This is a genomic window from Streptomyces xanthochromogenes (assembly GCF_014650455.1).
In the GTDB taxonomy this organism is placed as follows: Bacteria; Actinomycetota; Actinomycetes; order Streptomycetales; family Streptomycetaceae; genus Streptomyces; species Streptomyces xanthochromogenes.
This window is the reverse complement of record NZ_BMUZ01000008.1, coordinates 327,662-342,640: the sequence shown is the minus strand read 5'-3', so window position 1 is coordinate 342,640 and position 14,979 is coordinate 327,662. Positions and strand designations below refer to the sequence as shown.

At 71.0% G+C, this 14,979-nt stretch carries 10 protein-coding genes; 4 read left to right on the top strand and 6 right to left on the bottom strand.

Going from position 1 to position 14,979, the window contains the following annotated elements; all coding sequences use genetic code 11:
* Positions 1–191: 191 nt before the first annotated feature.
* From IE267_RS22515 to IE267_RS22500, 4 genes are all read left to right on the top strand, one after another.
* On the top strand, positions 192–854 hold the full coding sequence (locus IE267_RS22515; protein WP_189764446.1) for a response regulator transcription factor: 663 nt from the start codon (positions 192–194) through the stop codon (positions 852–854).
* Between the two features lie 78 nt (positions 855–932).
* Positions 933–2,216 (top strand): HRDC domain-containing protein, encoded by a 1,284-nt coding sequence (locus IE267_RS22510; RefSeq protein ID WP_189764445.1) that lies wholly within the window; start codon positions 933–935, stop codon positions 2,214–2,216.
* Between the two features lie 433 nt (positions 2,217–2,649).
* A complete protein-coding gene (locus tag IE267_RS22505) occupies positions 2,650–3,876 on the top strand; it encodes a thiolase family protein (RefSeq protein ID WP_189764444.1) in 1,227 nt (408 codons plus the stop codon).
* Positions 3,873–6,014, top strand: a complete 2,142-nt coding sequence (locus tag IE267_RS22500; protein ID WP_189764443.1) for a 3-hydroxyacyl-CoA dehydrogenase NAD-binding domain-containing protein — start codon at positions 3,873–3,875, stop codon at positions 6,012–6,014. The genes IE267_RS22505 and IE267_RS22500 overlap by 4 nt, the downstream gene beginning before the upstream one ends.
* Before the next feature lie 161 nt (positions 6,015–6,175).
* Here the strand turns inward: IE267_RS22500 and IE267_RS22495 are convergent, their stop codons facing one another.
* The 6 genes from IE267_RS22495 to IE267_RS22470 form a co-directional block, all read right to left on the bottom strand.
* A complete protein-coding gene (locus IE267_RS22495) occupies positions 6,176–7,327 on the bottom strand; it encodes a PLL family lectin (protein WP_229861364.1) in 1,152 nt (383 codons plus the stop codon).
* A 199-nt stretch (positions 7,328–7,526) separates the two neighbouring features.
* Positions 7,527–9,023, bottom strand: coding sequence for an ArnT family glycosyltransferase (locus tag IE267_RS22490; RefSeq protein WP_189764442.1), 1,497 nt, complete (start codon positions 9,021–9,023; stop codon positions 7,527–7,529).
* Between the two features lie 72 nt (positions 9,024–9,095).
* On the bottom strand, positions 9,096–10,589 hold the full coding sequence (locus IE267_RS22485; RefSeq protein WP_189764441.1) for an amino acid permease: 1,494 nt from the start codon (positions 10,587–10,589) through the stop codon (positions 9,096–9,098).
* 149 nt (positions 10,590–10,738) lie between these two features.
* The gene (gene dxs, locus IE267_RS22480) at positions 10,739–12,664 is read right to left on the bottom strand and encodes a 1-deoxy-D-xylulose-5-phosphate synthase (protein ID WP_161257338.1); all 1,926 of its coding nucleotides are present in this window, start codon (positions 12,662–12,664) and stop codon (positions 10,739–10,741) included.
* A 177-nt stretch (positions 12,665–12,841) separates the two neighbouring features.
* Positions 12,842–14,146 (bottom strand): sugar ABC transporter permease, encoded by a 1,305-nt coding sequence (locus IE267_RS22475; RefSeq protein WP_167152733.1) that lies wholly within the window; start codon positions 14,144–14,146, stop codon positions 12,842–12,844.
* Positions 14,143–14,931, bottom strand: coding sequence for an ATP-binding cassette domain-containing protein (locus tag IE267_RS22470; protein ID WP_100576034.1), 789 nt, complete (start codon positions 14,929–14,931; stop codon positions 14,143–14,145). The genes IE267_RS22475 and IE267_RS22470 overlap by 4 nt, the downstream gene beginning before the upstream one ends.
* Positions 14,932–14,979: the final 48 nt, after the last annotated feature.

Here is a 14,979-nt window from a genome sequence, read left to right as displayed (position 1 = left end):
GGCCCAGCGCCCCGCCGGTTACTCGACGATCGAGCGCCTGTCCGAATTGGCCTAAATGTTTCTCACCAAATCGTGATCATTCTCTAAAGGCCGAGGGGTTTGGTGCCGAAGAGGTTTGTGACCCTAACTGCACGGTTCGCCCCGGCTTCATCCCCGAGCCGGCTTCGTCCCGCACCTTTCCAGGAGGCCTGGTGTCCGTTCTTCTTGAGCAGCCCGCAAGCCTGGTCGCCTACCGCCCGAACAAGCCGACGGCCATGGTCGTCGTTGCCGACCCCCGAGTCCGCTCCACCGTCACCCGGCACCTGTGGGCGCTCGGAGTACGTGACGTCATCGAGGCGTCGTCCATCGCGGAGGCCCGTCCCCGCGTCGGCAACCCGCGCGACATCTGCGTTGCCGACGTCCACCTGCCCGACGGTTCCGGGCTGACCCTGCTGTCCGAAACCCGAGCCGCCGGCTGGCCCAACGGCCTGGCACTGTCCGCGGCCGACGACATCGGCGCCGTGCGCAACGCCCTCGCGGGCGGCGTGAAGGGCTACGTCGTCACCGGCACCCGTACCAACATCGGTCACCCCGGCCGTCCCGGCGCCGCCACCATCGGCTCCGCCGCCGCCCGTATGCACCGCCGCCCCCCGGGTGCCCCGAGCCACCCGGGCGGCTACCGCGAGCTCTCCGGCCGTGAGGTCGAGGTGCTCCGGCTCGTGGCGGAGGGCCAGTCCAACAAGGCCATCGGCGTCTCGATGGGCCTGTCCGCCCTGACCGTCAAGTCCCACCTCGCCCGGATCGCACGCAAGCTCGGCACGGGTGACCGCGCCGGGATGGTGGCCGTCGCGCTGCGGACCGGAATCATCCACTGACCGGTTTACGACCCTCACGCGCCCGTCGACGGAACGTTCCGTCGACGGGCGCCGTGCATACACAGATACCCTTGACAGGTGACCGACGCCCATAAGACCGCAGCCGAGACAGCACTGCGAACCACCGGGGGCGCTCCCCCGGACGACGTCGACAAGGCGCCGATTCCCTTGCTGGAGCCCCGAGAGGGCATTCCGCCTGTCGTTGCCACCGAGGAAGCCCTGGCCGAAGTGGTCGCCGCCTTCGCGGCCGGCACCGGCCCCGTCGCCGTCGACGCCGAGCGCGCGTCCGGCTACCGCTACGGGCAGCGCGCCTATCTCGTGCAGATGCGTCGGCAGGGCGCGGGCACCACGCTCATCGACCCGGTCGGCTGTCCGGATCTCTCCGCGCTCGGGGAGGCACTTTCGGACACCGAGTGGATCCTGCACGCCGCCACGCAGGATCTGCCCTGCCTGCGCGAAATAGGCATGGTTCCCTCCCGGATCTTCGACACCGAGCTGGCCGGCCGGCTCGCGGGCTTCCCGCGGGTGGGTCTGGGCGCGATGGTCGAGAGCGTGCTCGGATACGCCCTGGAGAAGGGTCACTCCGCCGTCGACTGGTCGACCCGGCCGCTGCCCGAGCCCTGGCTGCGGTACGCGGCCCTGGACGTGGAGCTCCTGGTCGACCTGCGCGACGCGCTGGAGAAGGAGCTCGACCGGCAGGGCAAGCTGGAGTGGGCGCACGAGGAGTTCGACGCGATCGCCTCCGCCCCGCCCGCGCCGCCCCGCAAGGACCCCTGGCGCCGCACCTCCGGCATGCACAAGGTGCGCAGGCGCCGTCAGATGGCCGCCGTACGCGAGCTGTGGACCGCGCGGGACAAGGTGGCGCAGCGGCGTGACGTCTCGCCGGGCAAGGTGCTCAGCGACTCCGCGATCATCGAGGCCTCGCTGGCGCTGCCCGCCCATGTGAACGCGCTGACCGCGCTGACCGGGTTCGGGCACCGGATGGGGCGGCGCCAGCTGGAGCAGTGGCAGGCGGCCGTCGACCGCGCGAAGGCCCTGTCGGAGGCGGAGCTGCCGCAGCCCGGCCAGGCGCTGCAGGGACCTCCGCCGCCGCGCGCCTGGGCGGACAAGGACCCGGCCGCCGCGGCCCGGCTCTCGGCGGCGCGGGCGTCGGTCTCCGAGCTTGCCGAGCGGCTGAACATGCCGCAGGAGAACCTGATCACGCCGGACACCGTGCGGCGGGTGTGCTGGGAGCCGCCGGGGGACCGGTCATCGGCCGCGGTGGCCGCCGCCCTGGCCGCCCACGGCGCCCGGCCCTGGCAGATCGCCCAGGTCACCCCCCTCCTGACCGCGGCCCTCACGGCGACCCCCGCGAAGCCCTGACCGGGCGGCGAATTCTGGCCTAATTGCGGGTGCCGCCGCCCGGGTGCTCCCGGGGCTCCGCCCCGGAACCCGCGTTCTGGCCCCTCCCCACCCCTTCCCGCAACCCTCCGGGGCTGTGGGGAGGGTGCGCGTGGTTCGGAGGTGCTGGGTTCGGCTGCGGACCGCGCGTGGTTGCTGGCGCAGTTCCCCGCGCCCCTGGAAGCCCGGTGCTGGGGCACCTACAGCCCGTCCGGCGATTGAGGACGAGCGCCCTCAAGGCGCGAACGGGGTCTGGGGCGGAGCCCCAGGGGGCCGCCCGGGGTGTGACCTTCGCCGCTCCGCGCCCCGGGGGTGGGCAGTTTGGTTACTCGTAAGTAGCATGGGCGGAGTGAGCGCGCGCTCAGCCGCGTGCGCAGCAGTGCAGTGCCACCCCGCACCCTGGAGGAGAGCCATCGTGCCTCGTACCGTCAGGGACGTCGTCTTCGTCGACGGCGTCCGCACCCCGTTCGGCAAGGCGGGCCCGAAGGGCATCTACCACGAGACCCGGGCCGACGATCTGGTCGTCAAGGCGATCCGCGAGCTGCTGCGCCGCAACCCGGCCCTCGACCCCGCGAAGATCGACGAGGTCGCCATCGCGGCGACCACCCAGATCGGCGACCAGGGCCTGACCCTGGGCCGTACGGCAGGCATCCTCGCGGGCCTCCCGCAGTCCGTGCCCGGCTACTCCATCGACCGCATGTGCGCGGGCGCCCTGACCGCCGTGACCTCGGTCGCCGGCTCGATCGCGTTCGGCGCGTACGACGCCGTGATCGCCGGTGGCGTCGAGCACATGGGCCGCCACCCGATGGGTGAGGGCGTCGACCCCAACCCGCGGTTCGTCAGCGAGAAGCTGGTCGACGAGTCCGCCCTCTTCATGGGCATGACCGCCGAGAACCTGCACGACCGCTACCCCCACATCACCAAGCTCCGCGCCGACGAGTACGCCGTGCGCTCGCAGGAGAAGGCCGCCAAGGCGTACGCCGACGGCAAGATCCAGCAGGACCTGGTCCCGATCTCGGTGCGCAACACCAACTCCGAGGTGGGCGAGACCGGTTGGGGCCTCGTCACCGCCGACGAGCCGATGCGTCCGGGCACCACCCTGGAGAGCCTCGCGGGCCTCAAGACGCCGTTCCGCGTGCACGGCAACGTCACCGCGGGCAACGCGGCCGGCCTCAACGACGGCGCCACCGCGTCGATCATCGCGTCCGAGGAGTTCGCGCGGGAGAACAACCTCCCCGTGAAGATGCGCCTCGTCTCCTACGCCTTCGCCGGCGTGGAGCCCGAGGTCATGGGCTACGGCCCGATCCCGGCCACCGAGAAGGCCCTCGCCAAGGCGGGCCTGTCCATCGGTGACATCGACCTCTTCGAGATCAACGAGGCGTTCGCCGTCCAGGTCCTCGCGTTCCTGGACCACTACGGGATCGCCGATGACGACGCGCGCGTCAACCAGTACGGCGGCGCCATCGCCTACGGCCACCCGCTCGCCTCGTCCGGCGTACGCCTGATGACGCAGCTGGCCCGGCAGTTCGAGGAGCAGCCGGAGGTCCGCTACGGCCTCACCACCATGTGCGTCGGCTTCGGCATGGGCGCCACGGTCATCTGGGAGAACCCGCACCACAAGGACGCCGGAGGCAGCAAGTGAGCACCACCACCGCTGAGCTTCTCAAGGGCGCGGCCGAGCTGTTCCCGGACGAGGTCGTGACGTCCGCGCACGTACGCCACCTCGAACTGCCCTACGGCGCCGGGCGCTTCGCGCTCATCACGCTCGACAACGGCTTCGACCACACCAAGCCGACCACCTTCGGCCCGGGCTCGCTCGCGAACCTGAACACCGCCATCGACCAGGTGGAGAAGGAGGCGGCCGAGGGTTCCATCGTCGGCGCCGGTGTCACGGGCAAGCCGTTCATCTTCGCGGTCGGCGCCGACCTCAAGGGCGTCGAGATCCTCAAGCGCCACGAGGACGCGCTCGCCATCGGCAAGAGCGGCCACGAGGTCTTCAAGCGCCTGTCCGCGCTGGCCGTGCCGACGTTCGCGTACTACAACGGCGCCGCCATGGGCGGCGGTGTCGAGGTCGGTCTGCACTGCACCTACCGCACCGTCTCCAAGGCGCTGCCCGCGTTCTCGCTGCCCGAGGTCTTCCTGGGCCTCGTCCCGGGCTGGGGCGGCTGCACGCTGCTCCCCAACCTGATCGGCGCCGAGAAGGCCGTCTCGGTCATCATCGAGAACTCGCTGAACCAGAACCGCCAGCTCAAGGGCAAGCAGGTCTTCGAACTCGGCATCGCGGACGCCCTCTTCGAGGGTGCCGACTTCCTGGAGCAGTCCCTCGTCTGGACCGCGAACGTCCTCAAGGGCGACGTCGCCGTCGAGCGCCCCGAGGTCGACCGCGGCGAGGGCTGGGACCAGGCCGTCGCCAAGGGCCGCTTCATCGCCGACTCGAAGGTGCACGGTGCGGCCCCGGCCGCCTACCGCGCCCTCGACATCATCGCGGCGTCCAAGGACGGCGACCTGCAGGCCGGCTTCGACGCCGAGGACAGCGCGCTCGCCGACCTGATCATGGGTGGCGAACTGCGGTCCGGCATCTACGCGTTCAACCTGGTCCAGAAGCGCGCCAAGCGCCCGGCCGGCGCCCCGGACAAGAACCTGGCCCGCCCGGTGACGAAGGTGGGTGTCGTCGGCGCCGGTCTCATGGCCTCGCAGCTGGCGCTCCTGTTCCTGCGCCGCCTCGAAGTGCCGGTCGTCCTGACCGACATCGACCAGGAGCGCGTCGACAAGGGCGTGGGCTACGTCCACGCCGAGATCGACAAGCTGCTCGCCAAGTCGCGGATCAACCAGGACAAGGCCAACCGCCTCAAGGGCCTGGTGTCCGGCGTCCTCGACAAGGCCGAGGGCTTCTCGGACGCCGACTTCATCATCGAGGCGGTCTTCGAGGAGATCGGCGTCAAGCAGCAGGTGTTCGCGGAGGTCGAGGCCGTCGCCCCGGCGCACGCGATCCTCGCCACCAACACCTCCTCGCTGTCGGTCACCGAGATGGCGTCGAAGCTGAAGCACCCCGAGCGGGTCGTCGGCTTCCACTTCTTCAACCCGGTCGCGATCCTGCCGCTCCTGGAGATCGTCCGCGGCGAGCAGACCGACGACGTCTCGCTGGCCACGGCCTTCGGTGTGGCGCGCAAGCTGAAGAAGACCGCGGTTCTGGTCAAGGACGCCCCGGCGTTCGTCGTGAACCGCATCCTGACCCGCTTCATGGGCGAGATCCAGAACGTCATCGACGAGGGCACCCCGGTCGCCGTCGCCGAGAAGGCCGTCGAGCCGCTCGGTCTGCCGATGTCGCCGCTGGTCCTCCTGGAGCTGGTCGGCCCGGCGATCGGCCTGCACGTGTCCGAGACCCTCAACCGCGCCTTCCCGGACCGGTTCACGGTCTCCGAGAACCTGGCCGCGGTCGTGAAGGCCGGCAAGCGCGGCTTCTACGTCTACTCCGCGGAGAACGGCTTCAAGCCGGAGCTGGACCCGGAGGTCGCCGCCCTCCTCAAGCAGGGCGATGTGGCCCTGACCGAGGAGCAGACCCGCGACCGCGTCCTGGACGCGGTGGCGCAGGAGATCGGTCTGATGCTGGACGAGGGCGTCGTCGCCGAGGCCCAGGACATCGACCTCTGCCTGATCACGGGTGCCGGCTGGCCCTTCCACCTGGGCGGCATCACGCCGTACCTGGACCGCGAAGGCGTCTCGGAGCGCGTGAACGGGAAGAAGTTCCTGGCGCAGGGCGTCGCGAGCGTCCCCGCGTAACCCGCCCGCCGACACGGCACGAGAACGGCCCCGCACCTCGGTGCGGGGCCGTTCTCGTCATCAAGGGGCTTCTGCCGCAGGCCGGGTGACGGACCGTCATGGATGTGCGAAGGCCCGGGACCATGGTCCGGTCCCGGGCCTTCGCGCCTGCTCGTCCTGCGTCAGACCTGCTGCCAGGCCTCCAGGGCCAGGCCGCGCTCGTCGGTGCGCTGGCGGGTGATCCGCAGGCCGCCGTCCGGGGTGAACACGCCGAGGACGACGCGGCCGTCCGCGTCCAGGGTCAACGCCGGTGCGCCCGCGCAGACTTCGCCGGTCGGCGTCCAGCTGACCCCGGCGCCCTCCTGCTCGGTGGGGTAGGCGGCTATCGCGGGCCGCCCGTCGCGGTCGCGCTGGGCGAGCACCGTGCAGTCGACGCCGTCGATCTCCTTGCGCAGCACCGCGACCGGACCCGTGCCCCGGCCGCCGAGCGACTCCAGGGGACCGTCGCCGCGCCAGGCGCGCAGTTCGCCGGACTTGGCGTCGCGCAGGAAGAAGGTGACCCGGCCGTCCTCGCCGGTCTCCAGGCCGTTGACGGTGGCCGTCTCCGGAGTGCCCGGCAGCTTCTCGATCCGCTCGAACTTGGCGTCCGCCGCGGCCCGTTCGAAGCGCATGATGCCGTTGTCGGACGGGGCGTGGATGACCATCCGGCCGCCCGCGGACGCGACCACGGATATCGAGCGATCGGCGCCGTTGCCGTTGAGGTCGGCCCAGCCCGCCCACTTGCCGGACGGCTCCTGGCCACGCGCGGAGACGCCGCCGAAGGCGTTGCGCACCACGATCTGTGCGTTGCCGGCCGAGTCCACGCCCACCGAGGGGTGGCCCATCTTGAGGCCGAGCTTCCAGTCGCGCCGCGGGTAGGGGGAGCCCACCACGGCCCAGTTCTTCACCGGGCGGCCCGACTGGTACTGGATGGCGTGGACGAGCTCGGTCCAGGTGGCGCCGTCCTCGATCGGGGTGTGGCGCAGCGCCGTCAGATGGACGTAGCCGTCGGCACCCTGGGCGATCGAGAGGTGCCCCTGGAGGCCCTTGCCCGGCGCGACGAGTTCAGGGCCGGTCCACGCGCCGCCCGGGCGGGACTCGGTCCAGCGGGCCACGCCGCCGGCGGCGGGCGCGTATGCGGTGAGCCGGCCGTCCTTGCCGAGCCGGAGCCAGTCGGTGACCGTGGGGCGGCCGTCATCGGCCGCCACGACGGGGGTGGCGGCGACCGGTGCGGTGACGATGCCGCCCGCCCTCGCGGGCTGTGCGCCCGATGCCTGTCGAGACCTCTGTGCCATGGTCCGCGACCACCTTTCCCCACCGGATCCGCGCGACGCGTCCGGGTCCAGCAAACCAGCGACTTTCAGCGACCATAACACTGGTCGCCGCCCCCGATTTCCCCGGGATTTCCGTCCCGACGTGCGGCTTTTCGCCACCGGTCACCGGCGCCCGGACCACGCTTCCACCCGTTCGCGTTCGCCCGGCCGGGTGAGGCGGTCAGCGCGTACGGACGTAGAAGACGGCTCCGTCCACGACGGCGGCGCGCTGGTAGCGGGAGTCGAGGAAGCGCCGCAGGCTCGGAAGGCGGTCGGGGGCGAAGGGCAGGCCCCGTGAGTCGTCGACGACGAGCGCCGGGGGGCGGCCCGCGAGTTCGCCGCGGAACACCGGCCAGGCCCCGGCGACCCCGTACTTCTCCCCCACCTGGGGGCCGTCCCGGCCGCCGCTGTAGTTGGTGAGCAGCCCCGCGGTCAGGTAACGGCTCGCGGGGACGCGGCCCGCCAGCCAGTACGTCTCGGGGTGTATCCCCCACACCAGGACCCGGTCGGCGGTACCGGTGCGGGCCTGCACGGCCGCGGCGAGGCGCTCGGTGTGGGCGAGGTCGGGGCGGGGCGCGAGCAGGCCCCACAGCAGGAAGAGCGCACACGCCGCGGCGGAGGTGAGCAGCGCGCTGGTGAGGCGGTACGGCGGCAGGATCTGGAGGGCGCCGGTGGCGAGCAGCACCAGGGGCGGGATGAGCTGGAGGTAGTAGTGCCCGAAGAAGTGGAAGCCGAGCAGGACCGCCCCCGTCGATGCGATCAGCCAGAGCCACAGGTCGGCGGCGCCGGTCCGGGCGATGCGCAGCACCCGTACGACCGGCGGCAGGAGCCCGGCGCAGCCCGCGGCCAGGATGAGGGCGTTGGTCAACCCCCGTGCCAGGACGTGGAGTTCGGACCCGGCGAAGGTGGCGTACGACGACGAGCCGGTGACCGTCCAGAACAGGAAGCGGGAGGGGCCGGTGAGCAGGGCCGCCGCCACGACCGGGAGGGCGACGCCAACTACCGTACGCAGCAGGGCTGTTGGCCGCCCATAGGGGTGTTGGTAGAGGAGCCACAGGACGGGGGCGAGGGCCGCGCCGCCGGTCTGTTTGGTGAGGCAGGCCCCGGCGACCGCGAGGCCGGCCCGGGTCCACTGGCCGCGGTCCGCGCAGCGCACCGCGGCCGCCGTGAACGGCAGCATGAACACCTCGAAGGTCGCGGCCTGGGCGTCCTCGGGGTTGAGCCCCACCGAGACGAGCAGGTACAGCACGCCCGCGGCGCGGCCCGCGCGGTCGCCCCAGCGGCGGCGGGCGGTGGAGGCGAGGGCGAGGGCGGTGAGGAGCTGGGCGGCGACGGCGGCCAGGCGCAGCGGGCCGAGCGAGTCGTCGCCGCACAGCGCGAACGCGGCCTCGTACAGCCAGGGCAGCAGGGGCGGTTTGCGGTCGACGACCGTGGTGTACAGGGTGCCGCCGTTCGCCAACAGGCGTGCCTGGACGGCGAGATAGCCCTCGTCGGGGTTCCACAGCGGATGCCGGAACGACGGGATACGGGTGAGCAGGGCGAGTGCGGCGAGGACCGGGAACAGCCGGCGCCAGTAGGGGGGCGGGGCGGGATCGGGCGGGTCGGTGGGGCGGCGGCGCTGGCCCGGCAGCATGCCCGTGGTCACGGATCGTGGCGAGGGCGGCGACTCGGCGAGCATGCGGGCCACCCTATGCGGCCCCGTACGCCCCGATCGCGGGGACATACGGGGCCGCATGGAATCGGGCGCCGGTTACTGGGAGTTGCCGGCGGCGCGCTTCTCCACGATGCTGTGCCGGCGGCCGTAGGCGAAGTAGATGACGATGCCGATCGCCATCCACACGCCGAACCGGATCCAGGTCTCCGCGGGCAGGTTGATCATCAGCCACAGCGAGGCGGCCGCCGCGAGTCCCGGCACCCAGGGCACCAGCGGGGTGCGGAAGGCGCGGGGCAGGTCGGGGCGGGTGCGGCGCAGGATGACGACACCGATCGAGACGATGACGAAGGCGAACAGGGTGCCGATGTTGACCAGTTCGGCGAGCTCGCTGAGGCTGGTGAAGCCGGCCACGATCGCGATGATCACGCCGAGCAGGATGGTCGGCCGGTGCGGGGTGCGAAAGCGCGGGTGGACGTGCGAGAAGAACCGGGGCAGCAGTCCGTCCCGGCTCATCGCGAAGAACACCCGGGTCTGGCCGAGCAGCAGGATCATGCACACCGTGGTGAGGCCGACGGCGGCGCCGAAGCTGATGACGCCCGCGAACACGGGGTGCCCGACGGCCTTGAAGGCGTCGGCGAGCGGCGCGTCCACCGAGAGCTCGGTGTAGTGCTGCATGCCGGTGACGACGACGGACACGGCCACGTAGAGGATCGTGCAGATCAGGAGGGAGCCGAGGATGCCGCGCGGCATGTCCCGCTGCGGGTTCCTGGTCTCCTCGGCGGCGGTCGCCACCACGTCGAAGCCGATGAAGGCGAAGAAGACGACGGAGGCGGCGGTGAAGATGCCCATCACGCCGAAGTTGGTGGGGGCGTACCCGGACATCAGCTGGATGAGCGGCGCCTTGAGGTCGCTGCCCGCGCTCTGCGGCTGCGCCGTGGGGATGAACGGCGAGTAGTTGGAGGACGTGATGAAGAACGCGCCCGCGATGATCACGATCAGGACGACGACGACCTTGACGGCGACGACGACGGAGGTGACGCGGGCCGACAGCTTCATGCCGAGCACGAGGATGACGGTGAGCACCAGGACGAGGGCGGCGGCCAGGATGTCGAAGCCGAAGCCGTGAGCGCCGTCGCGCCCGCTGAGCTCCTCGGGCAGGTGCCAGCCCGCGTTGTCCAGGAGCGAGCGCACGTACCCGGACCAGCCGACCGCCACCACCGCCGTGCCCAGCGCGAATTCGAGCACCAGGTCCCAGCCGATGGTCCACGCGGGCAGCTCGCCGAGCGAGGCGTAGGAGAAGGTGTAGGCCGACCCGGCCACCGGCAGCGTCGAGGCGAACTCGGCGTAGCAGAGCGCGGCGAGCGCGCACACCACGCCCGCGACCACGAACGCGATCGAGACCGAGGGCCCGGCGTTCTCCTTGGCGACCTTGCCGGTGAGGACGAAGATGCCGGTACCGATGACGACTCCGACCCCGAAAACGGTGAGGTCGAGCGCGGACAGGGACTTCTTGAGCGCGTGTTCTGGCTCCTCTGTGTCCTGGATTGACTGTTCGATCGATTTGGTCCGGAACAGACCTCTACTGGCCACCCGTGCACCTCCGCTAGCTCATCGTCCTCGCCATGATCGGGAGGAGAGGAGACACGGGTACCGGGCTGAGCGTGTTTTTCACGCGAACGGGCCGGACCAATCACCCGTACAGGCAGATCGGTCCGGCCCTTTGACCCGTCGTCACATGATCAGTCGCGGGCGGGCTCCACCGCGGCGCGGCTCTCTTCGTAGCGGCCGTCCAGCTTGGAGACCAGACCGGTGACCTGACGTGCGATGTCCGGCGCGGTCAGACCGATCTCCGTCATGACCTCGCCGCGCGAGGCGTGGTCGAGGAAGCGCGGCGGGATGCCGAAGTCGCGCAGCGGGACGTCCACGCCCGCGTCGCGCAGCGCCTGGCTGACGGCCGAACCGACGCCGCCCACCCGGCTGTTGTCCTCGACGGTGACCACGACGCGGTGCTTCTCGGCGAGCGGCGCGAGCGCCTCGTCGACCGGCTTGACCCAGCGCGGGTCGACCACGGTGGTCGAGATGCCCTGGGCGTCGAGCAGATCGGCGATCTCCAGGCACATCGGCGCGAGCGCGCCGACGGAGACCAGGAGCACGTCCGGGCGGACGGCACCCGCGGAAGGCTCCCGCAGTACGTCCATGCCGCCGATGCGGCCGACCGCCTGGACGGCCGGGCCGACCGCGCCCTTGGAGAAGCGCACCACGGTCGGCGCGTCCTCGACCTCGACGGCCTCGCGCAGCTGGGCCCGGACCTGGTCGGCGTCGCGCGGGGCGGCGATCCTGAGGCCCGGCACGACCTGGAGGATCGACATGTCCCACATGCCGTTGTGGGAAGCGCCGTCGGTGCCGGTGACGCCGGCCCGGTCGAGCACGAAGGTCACCCCGCACTTGTGCAGGGCCACGTCCATCAGGACCTGGTCGAAGGCGCGGTTGAGGAAGGTGGCGTACACCGCGAAGACGGGGTGCAGACCGCCGGTGGCCAGGCCCGCGGCGGAGACCGCGGCGTGCTGCTCGGCGATGCCCACGTCGTAGACCCGCTCGGGGAAGGCCTTGGCGAACTTGTCGAGGCCGACCGGCTGGAGCATGGCCGCGGTGATCGCGACGATGTCCTCGCGCTCCTTGCCGAGCTTGACCATCTCCTCGCCGAACACCGAGGTCCAGTCGAGGCCGGAGGTCGACACCGGCAGGCCGGTGTCCGGGTGGATCTTGCCGACCGCGTGGAAGCGGTCGGCCTCGTCCGCGAGGGCGGGCTGGTAGCCGCGGCCCTTCTCGGTGAGGCAGTGCACGATGACCGGGCCGCCGAAGCGCTTGGCGCGCTGCAGGGCCGACTCAAGCGCGTCGATGTCGTGGCCGTCGATGGGGCCGACGTACTTCAGGCCCAGGTCCTCGAACATGCCCTGCGGGGCGATGAAGTCCTTCAGGCCCTTCTTGGCGCCGTGCAGGGTCTCGTACAGCGGCTTGCCGACGACCGGGGTGCGCTCCAGGAGGTCCTTGCCCTTGGCCAGGAAACGCTCGTAGCCGTCGGTGGTGCGCAGGGTGGCCAGGTGGTTGGCGAGGCCGCCGATGGTCGGCGCGTAGGAGCGCTCGTTGTCGTTGACCACGATCACCAGGGGGCGGTCCTTGGCGGCGGCGATGTTGTTCAGCGCCTCCCAGGCCATGCCGCCGGTGAGGGCGCCGTCGCCGATGACGGCCACGACGTGGTCGTCCTTCTTCAGCACCTCGTTCGCCTTGGCGAGGCCGTCGGCCCAGCCGAGGACCGTCGAGGCGTGGCTGTTCTCGATGACGTCGTGGTCCGACTCGGCGCGTGCCGGGTAGCCGGACAGGCCGCCCTTCATCTTCAGCTTGGAGAAGTCCTGCCGCCCGGTGAGCAGCTTGTGGACGTAGCTCTGGTGTCCGGTGTCCCACAGGACCCGGTCCCGGGGCGATTCGAATACGCGGTGCAGCGCGATGGTCAGTTCCACCACACCGAGGTTCGGACCGAGGTGTCCGCCGGTCTTGGAGACCGCGTCCACCAGGAAGGTCCGGATCTCTGCCGCCAGCTGGTCGAGTTGCTCCGGGCTGAGCCGGTCAAGATCGCGCGGTCCCCTGATACGGGTAAGCAGCGGCACCCGTGCCTCCTTGCATCCGTGCTGGTCGAGCATGCCGATCCGTTGAGTCTAATGTTCCGCCCGTGGCCGCGGGCCCGGGGCGGTGCGTTGTGTGTCACCCGGGTGGCTGACGGGCACTCGCACACACGGACGTGCCCGGCGCCTCCCAGGCACCGGGCACGTCGGGAACGGGGCAGGTCAGGCGCGGCCCGCGGACTTCTGGGTCTTCCGGGTGATGGCGTCGATGATCACGGTGATCAACAGCACGCCGCCGGTGATCATCTGCTGGATCGCGGCGGCGACGCCTTCGAGGGCGAGGCCGTACTGGATCGAGGTGATCACCAGGACACCCAGGAGGGCGTTCCAGGTGCGGCCGCGGCCGCCGAAGAGGCTGGTGCCGCCGATGACGGCCGCCGCGATGGCGTTCATCAGGAGGTCGCCGCTGCCCGCGCCCTGGTTGGCCGCGCTGATCTTGGACGCGAGGAAGAGGCCGCCCACGGCCGCGAAGGTGCCGGAGATCGCGTAGACCGAGGTGCGGACCATCACGATGTTGATGCCGGCCCGGCGCGAGGCCTCGACGCTGCCGCCGAGCGCGAAGATCATGCGGCCGTACGAGGTGCGGCGGAGCACGAAGTCGGTGAGGATCAGCACCGCGAGGAAGATCACCACGGCGAGCGGCAGGCCCTTGTTCTGGTTGAACATGAAGGCCACCGCGAAGGCCACCACGGCGAGCAGGACCGTGCGCAGCACGATCTCGCTGAGCGGCCGGGACGGGACGCCCGCGGCCTCACGGCGACGGCTGTCGAAGAACGCGGACAGGAAGTACACGGCGACGGCCACCAGGGCCGCGCCGTAGGCCACCGCGATGTCGCTGAAGAAGTAGTTCGACAGGTTGTAGAAGACGCCGGAGCCATTGGTGTTGATCGTGCCGTTGTCGCCCAGGATCTTCAGCATGAAGCCGTTCCAGAACAGCAGACCGGCCAGCGTGACGGCGAAGGCGGGGACGCCGATGCGCGCGAAGATGAAACCGTGGATGGTCCCGGCGACCGCACCCGTGAGGATGGCCAGGATCAGGGCCAGCCACTCGGGCGTGCCGTGCAGAACGCTGAGCACCGCGAAGGAGGCACCCGCCACACCGCTGACCGAGCCGACCGACAGGTCGATCTCGCCGAGCAGCAGCACGAAGACGATGCCGACCGCGATCATGCCGGTGCCGACCATGGCGACCGAGATGTCCGACAGGTTGCCTGCGGTGAGGAAGTTCGAGTTCAGGCTCTGGAAGACGATGCAGATGATGATCAGGCCGACGATGACGGGCAGCGCGCCCAGCTCACCGGCCCGCACCTTGCGCTTCAGCTCGCCGAGGTAGCCGCCGAAGCCCTGCTCGCGCACGAGCAGGCGCGGGTCGACCGCGGCGGAGGCGGCGTCCGCGGCGGGCGGCGCGTCGACAGGGGCCGTGGCCGGCTTGCCGAGGTCGGTCGAGGAGGTCTTGTCGGTGCTCACTTCTGAACCTCCGCGTTGCGCGCCGCACGGCGGGTCACGGCGTTGTCCGTGGCCCCGGTGATGGCGGAGATGATCTCTTCCTGCGAGGTGGTCTTCACGTCGAAGACACCGTTGTTCCGGCCGAGCCGGAGCACCGCGACCTTGTCGGCGACGGCCTTCACATCGGCCATGTTGTGGCTGATGAGGACGACCGCGTGGCCGCGCTGGCGCAGCCGCTCCACCAGGTCGAGCACCTGGGCGGTCTGCTCGACGCCGAGCGCCGCGGTCGGCTCGTCGAGGATGACGAGCTTGGGCTCGCCGAGCATGGAGCGGGCGATGGCCACGGTCTGGCGCTGGCCGCCGGAGAGCGAGGCGATCGGGATGCGCACGCTCGGGATGCGGATCGACAGCGTGGTGAGCAGCTCGCGCGAGCGGCGCTCCATCTCGACCTCGTCGAGGACGCCGCGCTTCTTCAGCTCGCGTCCGAGGTAGAGGTTGCCGACGACGTCGATGTTGTCGCACAGCGCGAGGTCCTGGTAGACCGTCGCGATGCCCAGGGTCTGGGCGTCGTTCGGCTTGCCGATCTGGACGGCCTTGCCCTCCCACTCGATGACGCCGTCATCGATGGGGTGCACGCCGGCGATCGTCTTGACCAGCGTGGACTTTCCGGCGCCGTTGTCGCCCACCAGGGCGACCACTTCACCGGCGTGGACCTCAAGCTCTACGTCGGTGAGCGCCTGAACGGCACCGAACCGCTTGGAGACCCCGCGCAACGCCAACACGGGCGTAGCGGACACGTGAACCATCTCCTTCGCCGCCTGACCGGCGGGGATGCCGCGCCCGAAGGGGTGGGG

Excerpts from the sequence above, each read along its gene's own strand:
- IE267_RS22470 (WP_100576034.1), bottom strand. The coding sequence starts at position 14,931 with ATGGTTCACGTGTCCGCTACGCCCGTGTTGGCGTTGCGCGGGGTCTCC.
- IE267_RS22490 (WP_189764442.1), bottom strand. The coding sequence starts at position 9,023 with ATGCTCGCCGAGTCGCCGCCCTCGCCACGATCCGTGACCACGGGCATG.
- IE267_RS22495 (WP_229861364.1), bottom strand. The coding sequence starts at position 7,327 with ATGGCACAGAGGTCTCGACAGGCATCGGGCGCACAGCCCGCGAGGGCG.